The organism is Sporolactobacillus sp. Y61, assembly GCF_040529185.1.
Lineage (GTDB): Bacteria > Bacillota > Bacilli > Bacillales > Sporolactobacillaceae > Sporolactobacillus.
On sequence record NZ_CP159510.1, the window covers coordinates 1,137,785 to 1,159,226 of the forward strand.

The 21,442-nt window shown below is 44.1% G+C and carries 18 protein-coding genes and 1 pseudogene; 15 read left to right on the plus strand and 4 right to left on the minus strand.

Annotated elements, in window-relative coordinates; translation table 11 throughout:
- From ABNN70_RS05580 to ABNN70_RS05600, 5 genes are all read left to right on the plus strand, one after another.
- Positions 1 to 306 carry a PTS fructose transporter subunit IIB gene (locus ABNN70_RS05580; RefSeq protein ID WP_353949022.1) on the plus strand — a complete coding sequence of 102 codons (306 nt, stop codon included), beginning with the start codon at positions 1 to 3 and terminating at the stop codon, positions 304 to 306.
- Positions 307 to 326: 20 nt separating this feature from the next.
- Positions 327 to 1,358 (plus strand): PTS fructose transporter subunit IIC, encoded by a 1,032-nt coding sequence (locus ABNN70_RS05585; protein ID WP_353949023.1) that lies wholly within the window; start codon positions 327 to 329, stop codon positions 1,356 to 1,358.
- A gap of 21 nt (positions 1,359 to 1,379) precedes the next feature.
- The gene (locus ABNN70_RS05590; protein WP_353949024.1) at positions 1,380 to 3,356 is read left to right on the plus strand and encodes a PTS sugar transporter subunit IIA; all 1,977 of its coding nucleotides are present in this window, start codon (positions 1,380 to 1,382) and stop codon (positions 3,354 to 3,356) included.
- A 468-nt stretch (positions 3,357 to 3,824) separates the two neighbouring features.
- On the plus strand, positions 3,825 to 5,489 hold the full coding sequence (locus ABNN70_RS05595; RefSeq protein WP_353949025.1) for an IS1634 family transposase: 1,665 nt from the start codon (positions 3,825 to 3,827) through the stop codon (positions 5,487 to 5,489).
- A gap of 450 nt (positions 5,490 to 5,939) precedes the next feature.
- The gene (locus ABNN70_RS05600; protein WP_353949026.1) at positions 5,940 to 6,230 is read left to right on the plus strand and encodes an SEFIR domain-containing protein; all 291 of its coding nucleotides are present in this window, start codon (positions 5,940 to 5,942) and stop codon (positions 6,228 to 6,230) included.
- On the opposite strand, the gene ABNN70_RS05605 is transcribed toward ABNN70_RS05600, so the two are convergent.
- Positions 6,186 to 7,421 carry an IS256 family transposase gene (locus ABNN70_RS05605; protein ID WP_353949027.1) on the minus strand — a complete coding sequence of 412 codons (1,236 nt, stop codon included), beginning with the start codon at positions 7,419 to 7,421 and terminating at the stop codon, positions 6,186 to 6,188. The genes ABNN70_RS05600 and ABNN70_RS05605 overlap by 45 nt on opposite strands.
- A gap of 698 nt (positions 7,422 to 8,119) precedes the next feature.
- Between ABNN70_RS05605 and ABNN70_RS05610 the strand changes: the two genes are divergently transcribed.
- Positions 8,120 to 8,833 carry an HNH endonuclease signature motif containing protein gene (locus tag ABNN70_RS05610; protein WP_353949028.1) on the plus strand — a complete coding sequence of 238 codons (714 nt, stop codon included), beginning with the start codon at positions 8,120 to 8,122 and terminating at the stop codon, positions 8,831 to 8,833.
- Positions 8,834 to 9,227: 394 nt separating this feature from the next.
- On the opposite strand, the gene ABNN70_RS05615 is transcribed toward ABNN70_RS05610, so the two are convergent.
- Positions 9,228 to 9,386: a hypothetical protein gene (locus tag ABNN70_RS05615; protein ID WP_353949029.1), complete on the minus strand. Its 159-nt coding sequence runs from the start codon at positions 9,384 to 9,386 to the stop codon at positions 9,228 to 9,230.
- A 366-nt stretch (positions 9,387 to 9,752) separates the two neighbouring features.
- Positions 9,753 to 11,369 (minus strand): amino acid permease, encoded by a 1,617-nt coding sequence (locus ABNN70_RS05620; RefSeq protein WP_353949030.1) that lies wholly within the window; start codon positions 11,367 to 11,369, stop codon positions 9,753 to 9,755.
- A 355-nt stretch (positions 11,370 to 11,724) separates the two neighbouring features.
- On the opposite strand from ABNN70_RS05620, the gene ABNN70_RS05625 reads away from it, so the two are divergent.
- The 6 genes from ABNN70_RS05625 to ABNN70_RS05650 all read left to right on the plus strand — a co-directional run bounded on the left by ABNN70_RS05625 (position 11,725) and on the right by ABNN70_RS05650 (position 16,421).
- Positions 11,725 to 13,161, plus strand: coding sequence for an ethanolamine ammonia-lyase reactivating factor EutA (locus tag ABNN70_RS05625; RefSeq protein ID WP_353949031.1), 1,437 nt, complete (start codon positions 11,725 to 11,727; stop codon positions 13,159 to 13,161).
- A 19-nt stretch (positions 13,162 to 13,180) separates the two neighbouring features.
- Positions 13,181 to 14,545, plus strand: coding sequence for an ethanolamine ammonia-lyase subunit EutB (locus tag ABNN70_RS05630; protein WP_353949032.1), 1,365 nt, complete (start codon positions 13,181 to 13,183; stop codon positions 14,543 to 14,545).
- Between the two features lie 283 nt (positions 14,546 to 14,828).
- A complete protein-coding gene (eutC, locus tag ABNN70_RS05635; protein ID WP_353949033.1) occupies positions 14,829 to 15,632 on the plus strand; it encodes an ethanolamine ammonia-lyase subunit EutC in 804 nt (267 codons plus the stop codon).
- Between the two features lie 26 nt (positions 15,633 to 15,658).
- Entirely contained in the window at positions 15,659 to 15,934 is a 276-nt protein-coding gene (locus tag ABNN70_RS05640; protein WP_353949034.1) for an ATP:cob(I)alamin adenosyltransferase, read from the plus strand.
- Between the two features lie 47 nt (positions 15,935 to 15,981).
- Positions 15,982 to 16,065, plus strand: a complete 84-nt coding sequence (locus ABNN70_RS05645; RefSeq protein WP_353949387.1) for an ATP:cob(I)alamin adenosyltransferase — start codon at positions 15,982 to 15,984, stop codon at positions 16,063 to 16,065.
- Positions 16,066 to 16,259: 194 nt separating this feature from the next.
- On the plus strand, positions 16,260 to 16,421 hold the full coding sequence (locus ABNN70_RS05650) for a hypothetical protein (RefSeq protein ID WP_353949035.1): 162 nt from the start codon (positions 16,260 to 16,262) through the stop codon (positions 16,419 to 16,421).
- A 1,201-nt stretch (positions 16,422 to 17,622) separates the two neighbouring features.
- Here ABNN70_RS05650 and ABNN70_RS05655 read toward each other — a convergent pair.
- A complete protein-coding gene (locus ABNN70_RS05655) occupies positions 17,623 to 19,092 on the minus strand; it encodes a glycoside hydrolase family 31 protein (protein WP_353949036.1) in 1,470 nt (489 codons plus the stop codon).
- A 264-nt stretch (positions 19,093 to 19,356) separates the two neighbouring features.
- On the opposite strand from ABNN70_RS05655, the gene ABNN70_RS05660 reads away from it, so the two are divergent.
- The 3 genes and pseudogenes from ABNN70_RS05660 (at position 19,357) to ABNN70_RS05670 (ending at position 21,029) form a co-directional block, all read left to right on the plus strand.
- Positions 19,357 to 20,220 (plus strand): AraC family transcriptional regulator, encoded by an 864-nt coding sequence (locus ABNN70_RS05660; protein WP_353949037.1) that lies wholly within the window; start codon positions 19,357 to 19,359, stop codon positions 20,218 to 20,220.
- Positions 20,221 to 20,479: 259 nt separating this feature from the next.
- Positions 20,480 to 20,859, plus strand: a pseudogene (locus tag ABNN70_RS05665) (tRNA pseudouridine(38-40) synthase TruA); the annotation flags it as partial.
- A gap of 47 nt (positions 20,860 to 20,906) precedes the next feature.
- Positions 20,907 to 21,029, plus strand: coding sequence for a PTS glucose transporter subunit IIA (locus tag ABNN70_RS05670; protein WP_353949388.1), 123 nt, complete (start codon positions 20,907 to 20,909; stop codon positions 21,027 to 21,029).
- The last annotated feature ends 413 nt before the right edge of the window (positions 21,030 to 21,442 follow it).

A 21,442-nucleotide genomic window follows, 5' to 3' on the forward strand; every position in this document is an offset into this window, starting at 1 on the left:
ATGAAAATTGTTGGAATTACTGCCTGCACGGCGGGAATTGCTCATACGTATATGGCACAAAGTGCATTACAAGATGCAGCTAAAAAGAAAGGTTATGAATGCAAAATTGAAACTCAAGGTGCCATGGGAGCTGAGAATGAATTATCAGCAGATGATATTTCTACGGCTGATGTAGTGATTATTGGCGCTGACATTGAAATTGAAGGCCGTGAACGCTTTGAAGGGAAGTCAGTTTATGAAACGTCAGTATCCTCCTGTGTCACAGATCCGCAAAAAGTATTGACAGAAGCAATTAAATCCATCTAAATCTTGAAAGGGTGAGGGCAGTGAATAAAAGTCTAAATCAAATCAAGAATCATGCAATGACAGGCGTTTCCTATATGATTCCAACAATCACTGTTGGCGGGATTTTATTGGCTATTGCTTTAGCTTTCAGCGGCGGTGCCGATGTGACCAATCCGCTGCTGGTCAATATTATGACCATTGGTTCGGCGGGTATGGCCTTGTTTGTACCTGTATTAGCCGGGTACATTTCCTATTCGATTGCAGGGCGGCCAGGCTTAGTACCAGGGCTTGTTTTAGGCTATCTGGCAGCCAATCCTGTGGGCGACGGAAAAATATCGACGGGATTTTTAGGCGGCTTACTTATGGGATTTGCTGCCGGTTATTTGGCCAAATGGGTCAAAACATGGAAAGTTCCAGCTTTTCTTAAGCCTTTAATGCCGATCATTATCATTCCTCTTGTTGTGGCGATCGTCATAGGATTGTTGTATATCTATGTGGTTGCTGCACCATTAGGATCAGCAGACAAATTCATTCAAATATGGCTGAAAAGCATGTCGACAGGAAGTACGGTACTCCTGTCAATCATTATAGGCTGTATGATATCATTTGATATGGGCGGCGTGATGAACAAAATTGCTTATACCACTGCTGTTGCACTGATTTCAACGGGGGACGGTAGTCTTATGGGAATGGCCGGGGTAGCCATTTGTATTCCTCCCATTGGTTTAGGAGTTGCTTCACTTGTTTTAAAACACAAGTTCTCTGATGATGAGAGAGAATCAGGTAAGGCCGCAATTGTAATGGGGGCTTGCGGTATTACCGAAGGCGCGATTCCATTTGCAGCTACAGATCCCTTACGGGTTATTCCATCAATTATGCTGGGATCGGCAATAGGATCTGTGATTGCGGGATTAGCCGGTGCAGCTGATATGGCTCCGTTGGGTGGCTTGTTAGTTTTGCCAGTAGTCCATCGCCCCTTGATGTATTTTTTCGCAGTGTTAGTCGGAGTTGCAGTTGTGGTATTGATGATGGCAATTTTGAAAAAAACAATTAAGCAGGATATGGATGCGTGACATTGCTGATGAGGGAATGATATGATAATGAAACCGCGTACGCTGAAGATACTTATGATGTTGATAGATAATGCGAATCAAAAAGCTATCTCCCTACGCGACTTGACTAACATGTTCCATGTTTCTGAACGTACGATTGCAAGTGATATAAAGGAAATAAAATCCTGGCTTTGTGAACTCGATGCGGTGACCATTCAGAATAAACCAGGTGCAGGTTTTATGATATCCGGTGTGCCGGAGAATCTGTTACTGATTAAAAACAAACTTAAAGCTGCGACCAGCCCTCTAAGTGCTATGACACGACGTCAGCAGATTAAGCTGGCTCTTTTGATGAATCATCGCCGAATCTCTATCAATCAATTAGCAGATAAGTATCATGTTTCAAGAAGTTCTATCGCGCGAGATTTAGATATAATTAAGCATGATTTAGTACAACAGCACTTAATCATGAAGTCAGATTACCAGGGAACATACATCGCAGGTAATGAAGTGTTAATTCGCAAGGCGCTGCGGCAAATCATTAAAGATTATCAGCCTTTGGATCAACAGCAGTGTTTTTTAAAAAATCGTTTGAAGACTCGTTTAACAGCGACAACTTACTTGCGACTTCAAGCTTTGTTTGGCAGCGAGAAAATTTTTAAAACGGAACAAGTTTTATCTCGGTTTGAAAAAACTACTGATTTTCACTTTAATGATGCAAACTATGCTAATGTGATGACCCATATATTAATAGTCATAGCACGAAATGCTCAGTTTCGGCATGTTCAATTCTGTCCTGATTTACTTAGTCAGCCTCATTCAAGACTGGCTATTCTCTACACGCTGCTTGATGAACAGTTTCCACATACTTTCGGGCAGGATGATCTGAAATATCTCAATCAGCATTTGGTGATGTCAGGGATTCAAAGTAGCATCAGTCCAGATTCATTGGTGAATTTTTTAAATCGATTTGATAACGGTGCCGATAAATTCGCTCAAAAGTTGACTGCTAAGGTGTCGGCGATCTTAAGAATTGACTTAACACAAGATCAGGAATTGTACCTTAATTTACGGTCACATTGTTATGCAATGTTTGAACGATTGAAAAATCATCAATCATTAACCAACCCTTTACTTGATGAAATCAAAGAAAATTTTTCTTCGTTATTCGGTATTGTGCTGTTGGCCGTTGCAGAATTGCTGGATCAAGGAGGTCAGAATCATTCCTCGAAGCTTGTTTCTGAAGCTGAAATAGGTTATTTAACCATTCATTTTCAGGGTTCATTGGAGAATAATGTAAAAATAAAACGAGTGATCATCGTTTGTCCGGAAGGAGTTGGCTTTTCCCGACTGATTCAAAATAGAATTTCGTCGGCGTTGCCACTGATTAAAGTCGTTGATACAGTTCCCTACAAGGACATCACCAATTATGATTTGAGCCGTATCGACTTTATCGTCTCAACATTACAATTCGACAGTGCTGTTCCTGTAATACAGGTATCCAATTTTCTGGATTCTTATGATATTGGCCGAATTAATACGTACATTATACATCATCCTCAGCTAATTAATAAGAATCAACTTGGACCATTTATTAAAAAGACTTGCCTTTTTCCACATCAAATCTTTAAAACGCGTCGTGAGATCCTTGACTTTTTAACTCACCAGCTGCTTGCTCAAAATTTAGTTCGTTCGGGTTTTGAAAAATCGGTATTTAATCGTGAAATGATTATGCCGACGGAAATTGGTAAAGGAGTCGCAATTCCTCATGGGGCGAGCAATCTGGTACTTGACCCCACAATTTGTGTGATGACCTTAAAACAACCGATTCAGTGGCAGAAAAATTGGGTTGATTGTATCTTTCTATTAGCCGTCAAGTTTGATAACAGTGTGAAAAATAAGACAGCTATTAACAGCTTATATTACTTGATAAATTCAGAAGTGATGGTTCTGCAGTTACACCAGGCACAAACAGCAGAGGACATGTATAACTGTCTGTCTGTTGAAACTATTAATTAGGACAGAGATTCAAGGGATAATAATTTCTAAATGCTCGCCGATGTTAACATTAACACATGCAGAAAGAATCAAGAGACCGAGAAGGGTTATTGTTATGTCCTTTTCGGCTTTTTTAGTAACCGCTATTACGCCTTTCGAATTCGGGTGTGTGAGTGTGTGATTGATACATCCATCATGAGGCAAAGTTAGAAAAGATATACCTTGTATGGTTCTCGAAAATTACCTGAGGGGGTTCTAATTAGGACTTGATGAAAATAAAAAAATGTTGGTGACATAGCAGGATTTTTAACTCGACTTCGACAGTTGTAGGCACAATCTTTCAAGTGAGCGATTAAAAGAATCCCTTGTTCTAGGGATTTATTTAAATTATCCACATGTGCATAATAGGTCATCCAAAAGTTATCCATAGGCACACATCTGTGGATAACTATGCTTGATGTTGAAACTCACCTGTAATATAATATAGGCATGTACTTACGAAGGGTTTCTCGAAAAAATAAAGATGGTCGTACAGTAGCCTATCTGCAGCTGGCTCAAAATGAGTGGGATTCCAAGGCCAAATATGCCAAAGCAAGGGTGATTTATTCGTTCGGTCGCGAGGATCAACTGGATGTTGACGCGCTCCGTCGGCTGGTGGAAAGCATTTCAAGGTATCTCTCTCCTGAAGAAGCCCTGCGGGCTCAGTCTGAGATTGGTCAGGCGGCTGATTTTGCTTTCAAAGCATCCAAAAGGCTGGGTGGAGTCTGGACACTGGATCAGCTCTGGAAAATGCTGAGCATGGACCAGATCATTCATGAATTATTGGCGGGTCGTAAACATGATATCGACGTCGAACGACTCATCTTCGCTATGGTAGCCAATCGAGCTCTGGATCCAACAAGCAAGCTGGGGCTTGAGGAGTGGATACAGGATGAAGTGGCACTGCCCGGACTCAATGAGGCACATGTCCATCAGTTTTACCGTGCCATGGATTTACTCCTGGAAATGCGCAGCCAGCTGGAGGAACAGGTTTATTTTTCGACAGCGAATCTACTGAATCTTGAAGTCGACCTGATCTATTTTGATACAACCTCGTCCTACTTTGAGGTTGAGCCCCAGGAAGCTCCGGAAAAGGAAAATCTGCGAAAGCTGGGCTATTCCAAAGACAAACGTCCGGATCTGCTGCAGGTGGTCATCGGCATGGCCGTTACGAAGGAAGGCTTGCCCATCCGATGCTGGGTCTGGCCAGGTAACACGGCGGATAAAACAGTCGTTGAAGAGGCCAAAAAGGATTTAGTTGGCTGGAAGCTGGGACGGGTGATCAGTGTGATGGACCGTGGCTTTTCCACGGAGGACAATCTAACGACGCTGCAGCGTGCCGGAGGGCATTATATTGTTGGTGAGCCCATGCGTTCCGGTAAGAAAATTGTGGATGAAGCGATGTCCCGCAAGGGACGTTATCAAAAGGTTCGCAACCATCTTGAGGTTAAGGAGATTGTCGTCGGGGACGGAGAAAAGCGGCAGCGTTTTATCCTCGCCTACAACTCAAAAGAAGCAGAGAAAGATAAGAAACAGCGGGAACGACTGGTTCGTGATTTGGAGATGGCTCTGGAAGACTTACATCAGTTGCCTGAAAAGAAGCATACCAAAGCGGCCTGTGCCCTGCGGTCACATAAGCTTTATGGTCGTTATCTTCGCCAGCTGAAGGACGGGCAGCTGAGAATTAATCGGCAGGCGCTTCGAGATGCGGCGCGTTATGACGGGAAATACCTGATTCGAACATCGGATGACACCCTGTCCGCAGAAGAAGTGGCGCTGGGATACAAGAACCTGATGGCTGTAGAAAATGGATTCCGAACCTTAAAGTCTACACTCTGTCTTCGACCGATGTACCATCGGATCGAGGATCGGATTAAGACGCACGTTTTACTGAACTGGCTGGCTCTGCTTCTTATTCGGCTGGCGGAACTGAAGACCGGTGAAACCTGGCCAAAACTGAAACATACCATGGATCAGATGGTTCTGGGCAAATTTTCTTCAAAAAAAGGAGACTTCTATCAAAGGACGGAAATCACCGCAAAACAGCATGAAATCATTAAGGCTCTTGGGATAAAGGTCCCTCGAAAGATATGTCGAATCGACCTTAAATCCTAGATACACACATATAAAAATTAAAAGTCCGAAAACAGGCTACCTGTCGCCTGTTTTCGGACTTTTGTGTACCTAGAAACTGTCGAAGTCGAGTTTAAGCGATTTTGTCGAAATGATATGCAAGGATAAATGCCATATATCCGGACATTATCGACAAATTACCTTGCACATAAGGCGATTCAATTGTACAAAAATCAGGAACATCAACTATGCCTAAAGACTTTTTCCTTCCTTTCAGAAGAACTATGAATAAAAATAACCGCTAGGTACGAATGGCTCAGATCATTCCCTGGTGGAAGGTCGAAGAACACTATTCCACAGCATCAAAAAAGGCTACAGCTAAGGGCACCCAACCGTGATATAACCCGGAGGATAGAAAATGGATTGGAGATTAGATGTGTAAACTGACGAAGCGTAAAAAAAACGACTATTTATTAGGACGGAGGAACAAAGTTGACTCTCAAACGAAAAACTGCATTTATAAGTTATAGCTGGGATAGCGATGAACATGGGAAATGGGTCTGGGAATTTGCAAACGATTTAAGATCAAAAGCAGGAGTAATTGCTGATATTGATAAATTCCATGCCCACGATGAAACAGTAAATTTGTATGAAATGATGATAAATGGTATACGTGATAATGATTATGTTATGATCAAGTCTTTTGTTGTGTGTAAATTCATCTCAGTAGAAGCCGAGTCATCCTTTTGGATAAAGGGTAGTGACTTTACCCGGTTTCGCTGATCTGGGTTGCTTGGCCTTCCAGTCAAAATAGTCGTCCATTTTCAAATAACGGCGACCGCTCACCCACTTTTCATCCTGCTCCATAAGAACGGCCCCCATCAGACGGACGACCGAATCTTGATTGGGAAAAATACGAATCACCTTCTCGCGGCGGCGAAACTCTTCGTTGAGGCGTTCCATGCCATTGGTTGTCCGCAAACGGCGGCGATAAGGTTCGGGCAAGGAGAGCACCGCAGTCACATCATCAAAGGCCGTCTCAACAAACTCTGTGATTCGTGGTGCTTTTTCCTGATAAGCTTTCAAAAAAGAGTGAAGCAGGGTCTGAGCTGTGTCGACATCGGGCGCGTGGAGAATCGCTCGAACCTGATCGGCAACTTCGTGTTTTAATGGCTTTGGGAGCCGGTCACGCACATTGCGCAGGAAGTGTTCCTGGCATCGCTGCCAGGTCGCGCCCTGAAACGCTCTTTGAACGGCACTGACCAGTCCTCCATGATCATCGCTGACGACGACATCAACGCCCTTCAAGCCGCGTGCTTTCAGCCAACTGAAATAGCTGTTCCAGGCTTCCGTGCTCTCGCTGTCATCGATTTTTAACCCCAGAATCGTTCGATACCCTTCTTCGTTGATCCCGTAGCTGATCAGAACGCCCCGGGAACGGACACGCCCATTTTCACGGACCTTGGTATAAACGGCATCCACGATGAGAAAGGGAAAGCGGCCCTTTAAGGGACGATTATTCCACCCCTCAACGATGGGATCCAAATGTCCGCAAAGTTCAGAGACGGTCGTTTTTGAAAAGTCCGTGCCGCAAAGTGTCTCGGTAATTCGGCTGACTCGCCGGGTGGACACCCCGTTGATCACCATTTCCATCAGGGAAAGGACCAGCGCCTGTTCGCTGCGCTGATAGCGATGAAAAAGATCCGTTGAGAAATGGCCGTTACGGAGTCTGGGGACGTTCAGGGTGAGCGTTCCCACGCGTGTTTTCAGTTGATGAGGATAAGAACCGTTTCGATAATCCGTCCGCTTTTCACTCCGTTCGTATTTTTCGGCGTTGATCTGTTCACTGGCCTGCGCGTTCAGAACCTGATTTAAAATCATCTCCAGGAGGTCATCCATCGCCGAATCTTTTTCGTTGCCAATAAATAAATGATGCAGAAGTTGTTCATCTAGAGTAATCTGTAGATGAGCCATCCCTGAGTCTCTCCTTTAGAATTTGGTTTTTGTCGACTCTATTCTAACTGAGATGATGGGCTCCGGCTCATTTTTTATAGAGAAATGAAAGGAACAAGTGAAATCGAACCCCGCTGTTTCTCTGGAGGGGGCTGGCCAGCCCCCTCCAGAGAAACAGAATACCTTCTCATTTCCTCATATTCAGATAACCCTTTTTACACAATTATAAGGACTCAACTCTGCTTACTTCCATTTTAAAGAATCCTTAGCTCAGTCGGAACAGTTATCACGTCAAAGTAATTAAGAAGTATCTAAATCGAAAAGAGCACTTGCACAAGAAACAGATGTAATTATAGAATCTTAATGAATAAACTAGGATTAGATTTGATTTTTTGAACCGTCTGAGTATTTTCCAGGGAAATGCCTGATAGACAAACTGGAAAACACTTTATCAAGGGATTGTTCCGACCAGCTTAATGTCCTTTACGATCTGATTTCAGATTGCTTCGATTTGCATGTTTTTCTGTTTCTCTGGAAACGTCATACGCATCCAATGGGTCAAACTATTTGTAGGCGAGCAGGCCAAGTATCAGGCCGGACTTCAGTGATTTAAAAACTACCCTTGGATAATTGATTTTGGCTAAATACAAATTTGGATCCTTTTTACTTTTATTCGAAAGAATGATCAGATTAAATGGCCAGTAGGGGATGTGACCAGGATGTCGAATAGATATATACCAGCAGAAATAAGGAGAAACCTGAGACAAGAGGCACGATTTGGTTGTGTTTTATGTGGCAGTCCGATAATTGAATACCATCATATTGTTCCATTCCATGAAATTAAGAAACATATAGAAGAAAAAATGGTTGTTGTATGCCCCGAACATCACCATCGTGCTGATTGTGGGGAAGTACCAAGAGAGGTCTTATATAGGGCGAAGAAGTCTCCGTATAATTTAAAAAACGAAGTTATCTCCAAGGATTTCTTTCTTCGAGACTATGATCATTTAAAGATAAAGGCGGGTTCTAACACTTTTATTCGAACTCCAGAACTTATTGTTGTTGATGGCGAGCCATTACTAGAGATTCATAAAGATGAAGGTATCGCAAAGATTGATGCCAAATTCTATAATCGTCACAATAAATTGCTGGCAGAGATCATAAATAATGAATGGTTTGCATACAGAAGTTCAGAATTTTGGGATGTTCAGTACTCTCCAGGGCACTTGAAAATCAATAGGTCTGCGGGGAATATTTTAATGGATTTTAAATTTCACGATGATATTGTTAACTTGACAGCTAGAATGTACTTCAATGGTCATATTATTGATCTTCAGCCTAACCAAACCGTTCTGGGGAATAATACTATTTCGAATAGTGTTATTGCAGACTGTGAGGCTGGAATTGTATTAAACTATGGTCATAAAAAATAATATGTTACACAGCTTGTTCAATGGCTGAGTTTTCTAAGATAATCGGTAAGTCTGTCCCTCATAAAGTCAGCAAAGGCGATAAACACTTTTTTAGGATCCTTGCCGGTGCCAACTTTGTTCAGATCAAAACGGATAAAGGCATCATTTATTTCCTTATAAAGTGCGTATTTTTTTTAAAACTCTGGCTACCTTGGGCTCAATTCTGAATCGTAGCCTATTCTCAGTTAATCGTCCTTACCATCTGGAATGCTGTCCAGGTAATCATCTAAAGACATGAGGTTGTAATCGGCATTTTTCCGGCTTCTTCAGTTTTTTCATCAAAAACACGTTTTAAAGCCCCGGGGATCTGTGCTTTTACTCTGTTAAATTCATCATAAAGTTTTTTTCCTTCAAATTAACGATCAATTAAATCTTTTAAAATTTGCGAACTAAAGTCAAAGCCATCGGATTCGCCAACTGGCTTGATGATCAGCCGTTTCCCTACGGGGTCGAATTCGACCATTGCTTCTTTTCCGAAACCGCCTTTTTTGTAAAACTCAGCAGGGATTGTCAATTGTCATTTATCCGAAATCCTCATTCGCTTCTTCGGGTTAAACTCAGGCATCATCATTGAAGCACTCTCCTTAGTTGATGTGACTCTCATAGTACGCCCTCCCGCCATAAAAAATACTGTTTTTCTTTATTGTTTGAATCTTTACTTCTTTACTCTTTTAGAATGAAATGCTTTTGTTCCAATATCAAATGTCCGGCGGGGCATGGCGATTTCATAAAGCGTTTCCAGTGCCTTGCCCGGGACGATCTTGTGTGAAGAGAGAAGAAAAAATTAAAGGTATAGTCTGTTTATTAACAAGAAAAAAGTCATTCCGGCGCATCGATCCCGCAGAATGACTTTTTTTACTAATATACAATGAATGTTTTGTCAGTGTTGAACCGTCTCTCCGGAGGGAACAGCTGTTCCTTCTTTTTTACGCAGCCGTTGACTGATTTCTGCATAGGAACCTAAATGCGGTCCTTTAAAATGACTCTTTGCATAGGCAAAGAAGTAGATAGTCAGCAGCAGGAGAACGGAAATAAATATTTTTCCCGTGGCATAGTGAAGGGTGTAATGGCTGGTTATGGTCACGTCGCTCGGTGAGATCACCATCAGGGCAACTAAGAAAATAATCCAGGCACAGGCGATCACACTCACGGGACCGCTCCAACCTTTCAAGTTCCACGGGCCGTCATCTTTCGCTGTCCAGGCCCCCTTGCTCTTTGCCCGCAATTTAAGAAAGATGGGAACAAAGTAGGAACCATAGAGACCAATCACACTAAGAGAAGTGATTACCGCGTAAACATTATCGAAGATTGCGGACAGAAAGGCGATAACGGACACCAGCCAGATGGCGTAATTCGGTGTAAAGAATTTTTTGGAAATATGGGACCAAATTTTAGAAAAAGGCAATCCTTTGTCTCGGCTGAATGCGAAAATCATGCGTGAAGATGAGGTAATCGAAGACAGTCCGCAGAACCACATCGCGATGGTGACCATCCAGAGCATCGCCTGGCCGAACCATCCACCGACTGCCTGTTGAATCGCGACAATAAACGCATTACCGCCGGCCTGGGCAACCGCGGCAGGATCCTTAATGGACATCGTCACAACTGCGAGAAGAATAAACCCAAAAATTCCCGATATGGCAACGGAGAGATAAACGCCCCAGGGCGCTCTGACTTTTGGGTCAATGGTCTCCTCACTTGTATGCGCAGAAGCATCATACCCGGTAAGTGTCCATTGTGCCTGCAGCAGCCCAACAAGAAAAGCGAACCAATAAGGAGTGCTGCCACTTGTTACGGTTGAGAAATCAGCATTGAAAATATATCCGACGTTATGTTGTGGACCAAAAGCCGTCAACACGCCGATAATGATGAAGACACCAATAATATGATAAATGGCTGAAAAAGAGTTTAGTTTGGCCACGACATTGATTCCGATGTGATTGAGTGTAGCGTGCGTTAATAGAATCACAGCATACGTAATCAGTATTTGTCCATGTGTTGGATTGCCGAACAGCAATGCTGAGGCAAAGCCTGCACAGCCAAAATCAATCCCCGCAACAATAGTGACCTGACCGATGATGTTCAGCCATCCTGTAAACCAGCCCCATCTTGGTCCGCCCAGAATGGATGCCCAATGATAAATCGCACCTGATGTTGGAATGGACGATGTCAGTTCTGCCATGGCTGCAGCAATGAATAGAACAAATAGAGTAACCAGCGGCCAGCCGACGCCCATGATTGCCGGCCCGCCCTGGTTAAATCCATAGCCATAAAGTGTTACGGCTCCTGTAAGGATAGAAATAATCGAGAACGAGACGGCAAAATTTGAAAAGCCGCCCATATCACGCAGCAATTCTTGTTTATACCCGAATGACTTAAGATCTTCTGACGGCGCATTTTTCGATCGCACGCTGGTGACGGAACGATTCGCCTTAAGTATAATGGCGAACATGACAATGAGAAGAAGAACGTTCACCACAATCCCAAGTAGTAGCATAGAAAAGAATCTCCTTTATGATGGAATAAATCATGACGGAACAGCCATAGAAAGGGTAAAAGGTAATACAAAAGATTCGGAATTTTAAACTTGCAACCCAAGAGTTATTTTTTAGATGAGAGCCTTAGCGATTAAGTTGGAGAAGAAAAGTCGAGTTAAGCCATCAATAATCATTTGTTTGTCGCATCACCTGACATTGATTTTTAATAAAAATATGAATAATTGCTTTCAACAGAAGAGAAAAGAGTTAAAATGATCTTAGCACGTGAGGATTTATAACATGTAGTAAATCATAACATATCTGATTCTTTCTGCAACCTGTTCGTTCAGAAATTGGGAGAAGGAGGATCGAAAATTGGAACATGTTGTTTTGAGTGTGGGTATTGACATTGGCACATCTACAACACAATTAATCATCTCAAGGTTAACCATTCAAAATAAGGCATCTCTATTTTCGATTCCTAATATCGTCATCACAAAGAAAGAGATTATTTTCCAAAGCGAGATCATCTTTACGCCGCTTTCACGCGGCTGTCAAATTGATGACGCAGCCATTGCGCACTTTGTCGGCCAGCAATACAGGCTGGCGGGTGTAAGCAAACAGTCAATCGGAGTGGGTGCCATCATTATTACCGGTGAGACGGCCAGAAAAGAGAATGCAGATCGTGTGGTACAAACGCTGAGTCAGGATGCCGGTGACTTTGTAGTGGCAACCGCCGGTCCCGACCTTGAAGGGATTTTAGCGGCTAAAGGATCAGGGGCGGGAAGGGTTTCATCGGAAAGAAAAATGCCGATTATTAATCTGGATATCGGTGGCGGAACGACTAATCTTGCTGCTTTGGACGGCGATCGGATCCTGGACACAGCCTGCTTTGATGTTGGCGGTCGTTTGATTAAAATTGATCCGGAGACGCTTCGGATTAGCTATATTGCTCCGAAAATACAGCAGCTCATTCATCAATTAAACCTTAAGTTGTCTGAAGGAACCATCCTGAAATCAGCAGAACAGCTCAATCCAGTCATTGATGTCCTTGTTCAAGTGCTGGAAAACAGCGTTGGCATTGGTGAGAAGAACCGCTTTTTTGACTTGCTTGTCACAAATCATCGTTTTACGCAACGTGATACGAACCAGATTCGATCTATTTCTTTTTCGGGCGGTGTGGCCGATTGTATGTCGCAATTAGAAAATCTTCCGCCGTTTGCCTATGGGGATATCGGGCTGTTACTGGGAAAACGGCTGCTGGATTCAAAAATAGTTCAATACAGAGATGTTGCGCCGTCACAAGAGACGATTCGGGCCACAGTGGTTGGCGCTGGATCTTATTCGATCACCGTCAGCGGAAGTACGATTTCTTACACGCCGAATGTGCTCCCTGTTCGTAATGTGCCGATGATTAAACTGCCGATTGAACCGATGAACGGCAACGCTCCCGGGTTAACGGATCAAATCAAAAGCTGTCTTGAAATCTTTCGCAGCCAAGAGCTCTCAAATGTTGCCCTATATATCGTTGGTTTAAAAAGTCCTTCATTTAATCAATTACAGCACTGCGCACGAGAAATTGTGGCGGGGACTCAGGCATTGCTTGACCATCATCTGCCACTGATTGTGATTACTGAAGAAGATATCGCCAAAGCACTGGGGCACAGTTTATTTTACAATCTGCCACCCAATTATCCCTATATCTGTATTGACCGCATTCATGCGAATCACGGCGATTATATCGATATAGGAACACCTGTTTCAAATACGACCGTTTTACCGGTCAGTGTCAAAACACTCGTATTCAACTAAATCAGGGAGGTGCCTCTTTATGATTTTAAAGACCATGCTGGCCGGACAGCTGTATACGTTTGATTCGGTTAAAGAGGTTTTGGCAAAAGCAAATGAACTCAAATCGGGGGATCAGCTGGCCGGTGTCGCTGCGCAAAGCGCTCAGGAACGCGTAGCAGCTAAGGTCGTCCTTGCTCAGCTGACACTCAATGATCTGTTTAACAACCCGGTTGTTCCCTATGATGAGGACGAGGTGACGCGAACTATTATTGATGGTGTCAATAAGCGAATTTTTCAATCAATAAAAAATTGGACGGTCGAAGAACTTCGTGAATGGCTGCTCTCCTATGCGGCAACAGACATTGCGATCAAACGTCTTTCAAGAGGGTTAACCTCTGAGATGATTGCTGCTGTCTGTAAGTTAATGACCAATATGGATTTGATCTATGCTGCGAAAAAGATACATATTGAGAAAACGGCAAATACAACAATCGGACGCCCCGGGACTTTTTCTTCACGACTGCAACCGAATCATCCGACTGATGATTTAAATGGAATCATGGCTTCAGTCATGGAGGGTCTCAGTATGGGTTCAGGGGACGCGGTGATCGGTCTGAATCCTGTGAATGACTCTGTAGAAAGTGTGCGAAATATTTTAAATAAATTTGAAGCGTTCCGAAGCAAGTGGGAGATTCCGACACAGACTTGTGTACTTGCACATATTACAACGCAAATGGAAGCCGTCAGACAGGGTGCTCCTACCGGTTTGATTTTTCAATCGATTGCCGGTTCAGAGAAAGCCAATAAGGCATTCGGCATTAATCGCGGCATGCTGGCCGAGGCGCGCCAGCTTGCAGAAGACCAGGGCCAGGCATGGGGACCGAATGTCATGTATTTTGAAACAGGCCAGGGCTCTGAATTATCGTCTGAAGCGAATTTTGGAGCGGACCAGGTCACGATGGAGGCACGCTGTTATGGCTTTGCTCGAACATTTGATCCATTTCTTGTCAATACGGTTGTCGGGTTTATTGGCCCGGAATATTTGTATGATGCAAAGCAGGTGATACGCGCCGGGCTGGAGGATCACTTTATGGGCAAACTGACGGGCATTTCAATGGGTTGTGATGTTTGCTATACCAATCATATGAAGGCTGATCAAAATGATGCTGAGAATCTCACCGTTCTCCTTGCTTCAGCGGGATGCAATTACATCATGGGCGTTCCGCATGCAGATGATGTGATGCTCAATTATCAATCAACAGGATTTCAGGAGACGGCGACCATCCGTGAATTATTTCATCTGCATCCAATTCGAGAATTCGAACATTGGATGGAAAAAATGGGCCTCATAGAGAACGGGCAGTTAACAGAACGCGCCGGTGATGCATCCATTTTTCTCGAATGAAGTGATACGAGTACAGTCGGCATTTCTTCAATGAATCGATAAATCGATCTCGGAAAAGGGAAGTGCGCGGTGTCTGCGGGCTTGCCCCTTGTTTGATGGCCATGGACATCTGAGGAAGCTCTCGGATTGGCTGCGGTGAAGTACCGTTCACAAACAGGGCTGATCGATCAAAGCCGCCTGCAGTGTGAAATGTGAAGGTGCCACCGCCTATGTACAATGCGAAAGCCACTGGAAGTAAGGACCAGATGCAGCCTGGTTTTTCTAAATCGAAGGAGATGATTTCATGGAAAAAGAGACAGATCAGTCAAGCAAAATACTCAATGATATCTCGGAAATTAATTTGAGAGAGCAGCTTTTGGTTCCGAATGCGCATCATTTGGACGGCTACATGAAAATGAAGTCCTTCACTCCGGCAAGGCTCGGCCTTTGGCGCTGTGGCCCGAGATATAAAACACAATCCATTTTAAGATTCAGAGCGGATCATGCAGCGGCCCAAGATTCGGCTTTTTCATATGTGGATCCCAACTTAATCAAAGAGATGGATTTTATTTCCATCCAGACACTCTGCCGCTCAAAAGACGAATACCTGACACGCCCGGATTTAGGACGCCGATTTTCAAAGGAATATGCAGAAAAAATCAGGAAGCACATCACTAATCATCCGAAAATCCAGCTCGTTGTTGGTGATGGACTAAGCTCTGCCGCGATCGAAGCCAATATAAAAGAAATCATTCCATCAATCAAACAAGGGTTGAATTATTATGGCCTCGATTGCCAGCAGCCTATTTTCGTCACATATTGCCGGGTTGGCGTGATGGATCAAATTGGCGAAATTACCGATGCTGATGTGGTGTGCCTGCTGATCGGCGAACGTCCGGGACTGGCAACGGCCCAGTCCATGAGTGCCTATATCGCCTACAGACCAACCATGGGGATGCCGGAAATGAGACGCACGGTTGTGTCGAACATCCATGCACAGGGCATCCCTCCCGTTGAAGCAGGAGCCTATATCAGTGAGCTGCTCTATAAAATGTTGCGTTATAAAAAGTCCGGACTTGATTTAAAAGCAATCGAAAATACCAGGTAATCGTTCAGTTATAGAATTGGGGAAGTGTGGACGGATGTGAAATTCTATTCAAAAACCGGAGATTAAGGCAGGATTCATTTGGTTGGCAGCACCAGGGTTTTAAAAGCTGCCAACAAATCGAAGCTTATGAGACGATGGGTGCACTGAACAACTGGCTGGGTAACCTAACCGCCTGTTGTGATGACCGTAAGTCGTTCTTTATTGAGGAAGTGCAGGAGATTCAGCAATGTCTTTTTGATGCAGGGCATGATCTTGCATGCGCCCCGAATCATTCTGATTGTATTTTTCCGATCATTAAATGAAGCAACTGGAACAGAAAATCGATTTTTAAAGTGCTCACTCGCCGGAAATCAGGCAATTCATCCTTCCAGGAGGCAGTAAAATGACAGCTGTTCTGTATCTTGCACGAACGGTTGCCCGCAGATTAGATTAGAGCGGAATACCTTTGTAATGAAGAATGAATCGACCATCAATCGGCATCATTAAAGTGTCAAACCCAAATCAACCGAGTAGTGTTCATACCAAAACGTATATTACGAAATGACCATTTATCAGATGACATTTTAACTTCCGGCCAAACCTTTTTTGCTCATTTTCATTTGGACCTAGATTGCGTGGGTCTTCAATATGACAAAGCGAAGGGGGGACTTTCTGCGTGCTGCTCTGCTATTTGCTCTGTACTATTTTTTCAACAAGTCGACGTATCGCGGTTATCCGAAGAATCAGGATCAGTTGAATTTCTCGGATAAAACGTTCCGCAACCTGCTCAACAACGGCTGGATCAACTAGCAAAAGTTTTTGATTCTGCTCTGCCGCCAAATGATCCGGTTCATCGAAACGGTGACGGATGCGACACGGAAGAACGTGTTCATTGTGGACGACTCCATGTACGAACGTGCCCATACCAAACATGTGGTCCTGGTAGCCTTTCAGTTTGAACACGCCAGGCATAGATCATAGATATACCCGCGGCATTCGCTTTCTTCAGCTGGGCTGGAGCGATGGCAACTCGTTCCTGCCGGTGACTTTTTCTCTGCTTTACGTTCAGCATCAGGTCTGCGGTGCATATGGGGTCCCAAAAAGTTTCTGAATAAACTGCCACCCAGCTTGCTATCAGAAACAGCTGAAAAAGGTAGCGGGCTGAGCTAATTTATCCAGGAAAAACATAGAACCAGCAAGGGGTAGGGACACTTTTCTATCTTTCAGAAAAATAAATGGTGATGTTATATGCTTATTCAGTATCTAAACGCAGAACACGACAACACTGAAATTCATGGTAAATCAGTTCCTCAGGAACGTTATACAGAAGCATTTGAATATAGCTTAATATGTTTGATTAAAGAAGGCGTTAAGCCTTATGCAGTCAAATATCGTGATCATCTGTGGGGCATTTCAATCACTTAAAGATGATTGGACGCACACAAAAATGGAACTGGTCTTTTCGACCAGTTCCAAAATAATGTAGTTTAATGGCCTAGCACGTCCGTTGTTGCATCGCCATCATGCTGACGATGACAGTCATGATCAGTGAAAAGACCTGTAAACGATCGGGACTCGTGCTGGACCCAACGAACAGCGAAACGCGAGACGCGAAACGCATTTTATGAGATATGGCGACCACATAACCGATTGATTGAAAGGCGCTTTGGAAGCCTGTCCCTATAATAACCGAGAGATCAGGTTCGTCATGTAGTTCGTGACAAATGCCGGTATAGTCCCGGCGATTACGACTAACAACAGGTCGATCGCGATGGTCGACTTTGCGCCGATATGTTCTGCGATCCAACCGCTAATACCAACATGATCGTGACGGAAATAGTGGGCACGGTCGCCAATATTTCGATTGCTACTAAAGTTTCTTCCGGCATCGCATGGCTCATGGGCGGGAGTGCCCCAGAGTTTACATAAGGAGAGGTCAAAACTAATGAAATTGACAGCAACGAGAATTATGACTCGCGCTGATAGATTGCTTCTTTACCATGATAATCCCTCAATTGATCTTTTTGTAGGCAGGCAATGATGCCAACGTGACTGGGACCTTTTTGGCCGTTTGACCTGTGATGATCGTCTGGTCATCGTCCAATGCTTGCCACTTGCCGGCTGGGAAGTACACGGTCTTCGTCGTCGCGCCTTTTTCGATGACCGGTGCGACGAGCAGCTTGTCGCCCAGCATGAATTGCGTCTTTAAGAATTGGACATCTGTTTCCGGATAGTCATAGTTCATCGGGCGCGTGATCGGTTCGCCAGTTTTTGCCGCATTTTCGGCCAGTGCGGCAATGTCATCGGCATATTGCACGTGCAGACGGGCTGCTTGTTGGCAAAGCGCAAGATGTTCCTCATCTAAGACCCGCCATGGCGCAACTGAGAATTGCATCATCGCCATGAGCGCCGCACATTGTGCAGATCGTACGATCAGTTCCTGGTCCAACGTACTTGTATGCAAGAAACTCAGATATTCCCCGCCGCCGATCATATCGGGGCAATTGTAGTAATAACCCAGCAGGCCCTGCGTCAGCGTGTCTGGGATCAATTCGGCCAAGCCGTCTTTGCCCCAATCAAAAGCTTTATCTTGCAGCCGGTTAACCAAGGGCAGTCCCTGATTTTTGTAGTTGATACGGTATTCGTTATATGGGAATTCGGTCCCAAAGCGGCCCCACAATTCAGGTTGCTGCTGCTTGGTCAGATGCATGTAAGACACATCGTTATCCGAGTAGTACTTCGGATCGCCTGCATCGAATTTGAACCCATCGACACCGGTGTCTGCTTGCAAGGCCTGCAGTTGATCCTTCATCCACGCATATGTCTCAGGATTCGACATGTCGAGCATCGCACTGTAACCGTTCCACCACTTGCGTACGATTGGTTCCCCATCCTGCGTAAAAAGTAGCATGTGCTTGTCCCGCAGCTCATGGTACTCAGGCGTATCCGCAGTCACATATGGGCAGACCCAGACCATGACCTTAAAGCCCATGTCGTGCAGTTCCGCGATCATCTTTTTCGCATCTGGAAACTTTCGGGTGGAGAACTGCCAGCGGCCATAATACTCGCCCCAGAAATCATCGATCATGATGATCCCGGCCGGGAACCCGTTATCCTTGATTCCGTGGGCATATTTCAGCACATCATGCTGATTCTGTTTGTACAGTAACTCGATCCATGTGTTCCATTGCGGCATCTTGAAAAATTCTTTAGGCGGCATTTGCCCGAGTGTGAAAGTCTTGTGCGCAAGTGTCTGCTGCGCATCCTTCAGCGTCTTTCCAGAATCATCGAGATAGACCGTACCGCGACTTATCAACGTCATCTTGTCGCTGACCACTTTTAAACTGAACGGTTCATCGCTCCACAAGGACCGGCCATGTGTCGACATGAATGCTGGTGCAACCTGGTTGGGGCTATCCAGATCGATCAGGTTCAATGCATAGCCACTGCCCGCAGTAAACGGATATTTCGAGCCGTCCATCACACACCCTCCATACCAATATTCATCTTGTTCGATCGGAATTGTAATTGTTGAACGTAATGAACTCCTCAATGTCTTTGACATCATTTATCACGCTCCATATCATAGTAATTGAACCGGCCACGAAATCCATCGACGGTCACTAACTTATTCCACTGGATTACATTTATATTGTAAGCGTAACAAGGGTCAGACAGTTAGGGACAGACGTGAAGCGTTTTTGGCTTTTTGTTGAATGTATCAAGTTAAAAAGAAGGTAGACCGATGGAAAAAGAAACCCTGATCAAAACATTCCCGGGTCATTGGTTGGATCTGCGGTTGCTCTTCACAGGAGCAGCAACCTGTTACAATGGCCATTCCTATGGTCCTGCCGTACGACCATATTATTTGATCCACTTCATCCGTTCTGGAAAAGGGATCTTAAAGATTGCTGACCATACCTTCCATTTGCATGCCCATCAGGCATTCGTGATCAAACCAAATGAACTCACTTATTATCAGGCAGATTTCGATGCTCCCTGGCAATACACATGGATCGCCTTTGATGGGCGGATGGCGGCAACTTTGATGACTCAGCTCGGCTTCGAGTTTCCCTTTGTTTTTGCCTCGTTATCCGCCGAGGAATTCCATGCGATCGACCAGCAACTGGGTCGGCTAAAACAACAAAATAACAATTTGGTGGTTGATCAATTGCTGGATCAGTCCTGCCTCTTAAATATCTTGCTGACCTTGGCCGAGATCAGCCGCATCCCAGGAACGCATAAGCGGTCCAATGTGGAACCCGCGGCGAAAAAATACGTCGATCAGGCGATTGCTTTGATCCAACAAAATTACAAACGACCGCTGACGACAAAAAAATTAGCAGCAAAAATCAACATAGATAGGTCCTATTTATCAACAATTTTTCGACGGCAGACTGGCATGACCCTGAAAGACTACCTGACTCTATTCCGCATCTCACGCAGCAAAGAAATCTTGTTCACGACGGATTGGCCCATCACCGAAGTCGCCCGGATTAGCGGATACAATAGTGTGTCTTACTTTTCAAAAGCCTTCAAACATCATTTGGGAATGTCTCCGCGTTCTTATCGGCAGTGGCGGCGCACCCGTTTAGAGGGCAAAAAATAGATTTGTCCAAATTGCGGTTCTGGGCAGGATTTAAATCGTTCTTGATTAAAGTCCATGTGCTTTTACGGTTACGGGCGAGGATCGGTCCGTTTGACCGGACACAGGGCAACAAAGGATAAAGAGGTCTGGATTGCGGCATTACAACGTTCTTCAATGTCTGCGGCAGCGAAACGGACCTGCAGTAGGAAAATAATATCCCATAGGTCATTCTAGCCGGCTGCGCACTCAATGTGAAACTGATGGTCCAAACTATAAATTGATGATTGAATATGACGGCGGGCGATATAAAGGCTGGCAGCGTCTCGGTGCAGAGGAGAAAACAATTCGGGGGAAATCGAACAGGCTCTGTCGCCTAGGACGGGAGACGGGATCAAGAATTTTCTCAATCATTATCTGCCGGAGGATATCAGTATAACGCACATCACGAGGGCCCCTGAACGCTTTCACGCACGTTATCATGCTAAAGGAAAAACTTATCTGTATAAGATCTGGAACAGGGATTATTCGCATCCGTTCCTGCGAAAATACAGCATGCATATTCCGGGGAAACTGGATCTTGACAGGATGAAGAAGGCAGCTTCTTTTTTTATCGGGGAGCATGATTTTACCGCTTATTCAAATGCGAAATCAAAGAAAAAGTATGATAATTAGAAAATGTTAAAGGGCAATTAAAATATTTACAGGGAATTGTTCAGTTGATCTTTCCAACGAGACATGCGGTTGGCCTTGTTTCTAACTCTCGTATTGTGGCTATGATTCACATTGAAATTGGAACAGTCAAATTAAAGGGAACTGGATTTGTGCCTTAACTTTAAGCGCGGGAAACATGTTAAGCAAGGTGATTTGTTAATTGAAAATTCTGGAATCCGGTTATAAGAAAGAAGGAATTGACGATACGGTCATTGTCACAATACTGAATTCCAATCAACTGACTTAATTTGAAGTGTTGAATGATAGTGAGCACGTCAAAAGTATCGAACCTCAACTCAATTTAAAAAAATAAACGAATAGTGTCATTACATATGCGGAGAGCAGCCTGACTATGATGGTGTGGGCGAATAGATGTATTTATCTACACCTTTTTTAACATTTAAGAAATCGTTAATGGAAAGAAATGAAATTAGACTAATATAATTTAGTAAATAATTGATTTGTTTACTAAAGTGTAATACAATGTTCTTGTGATAAAGCGCTTACTTTTGGGAGATGGTTATTTTGGAAC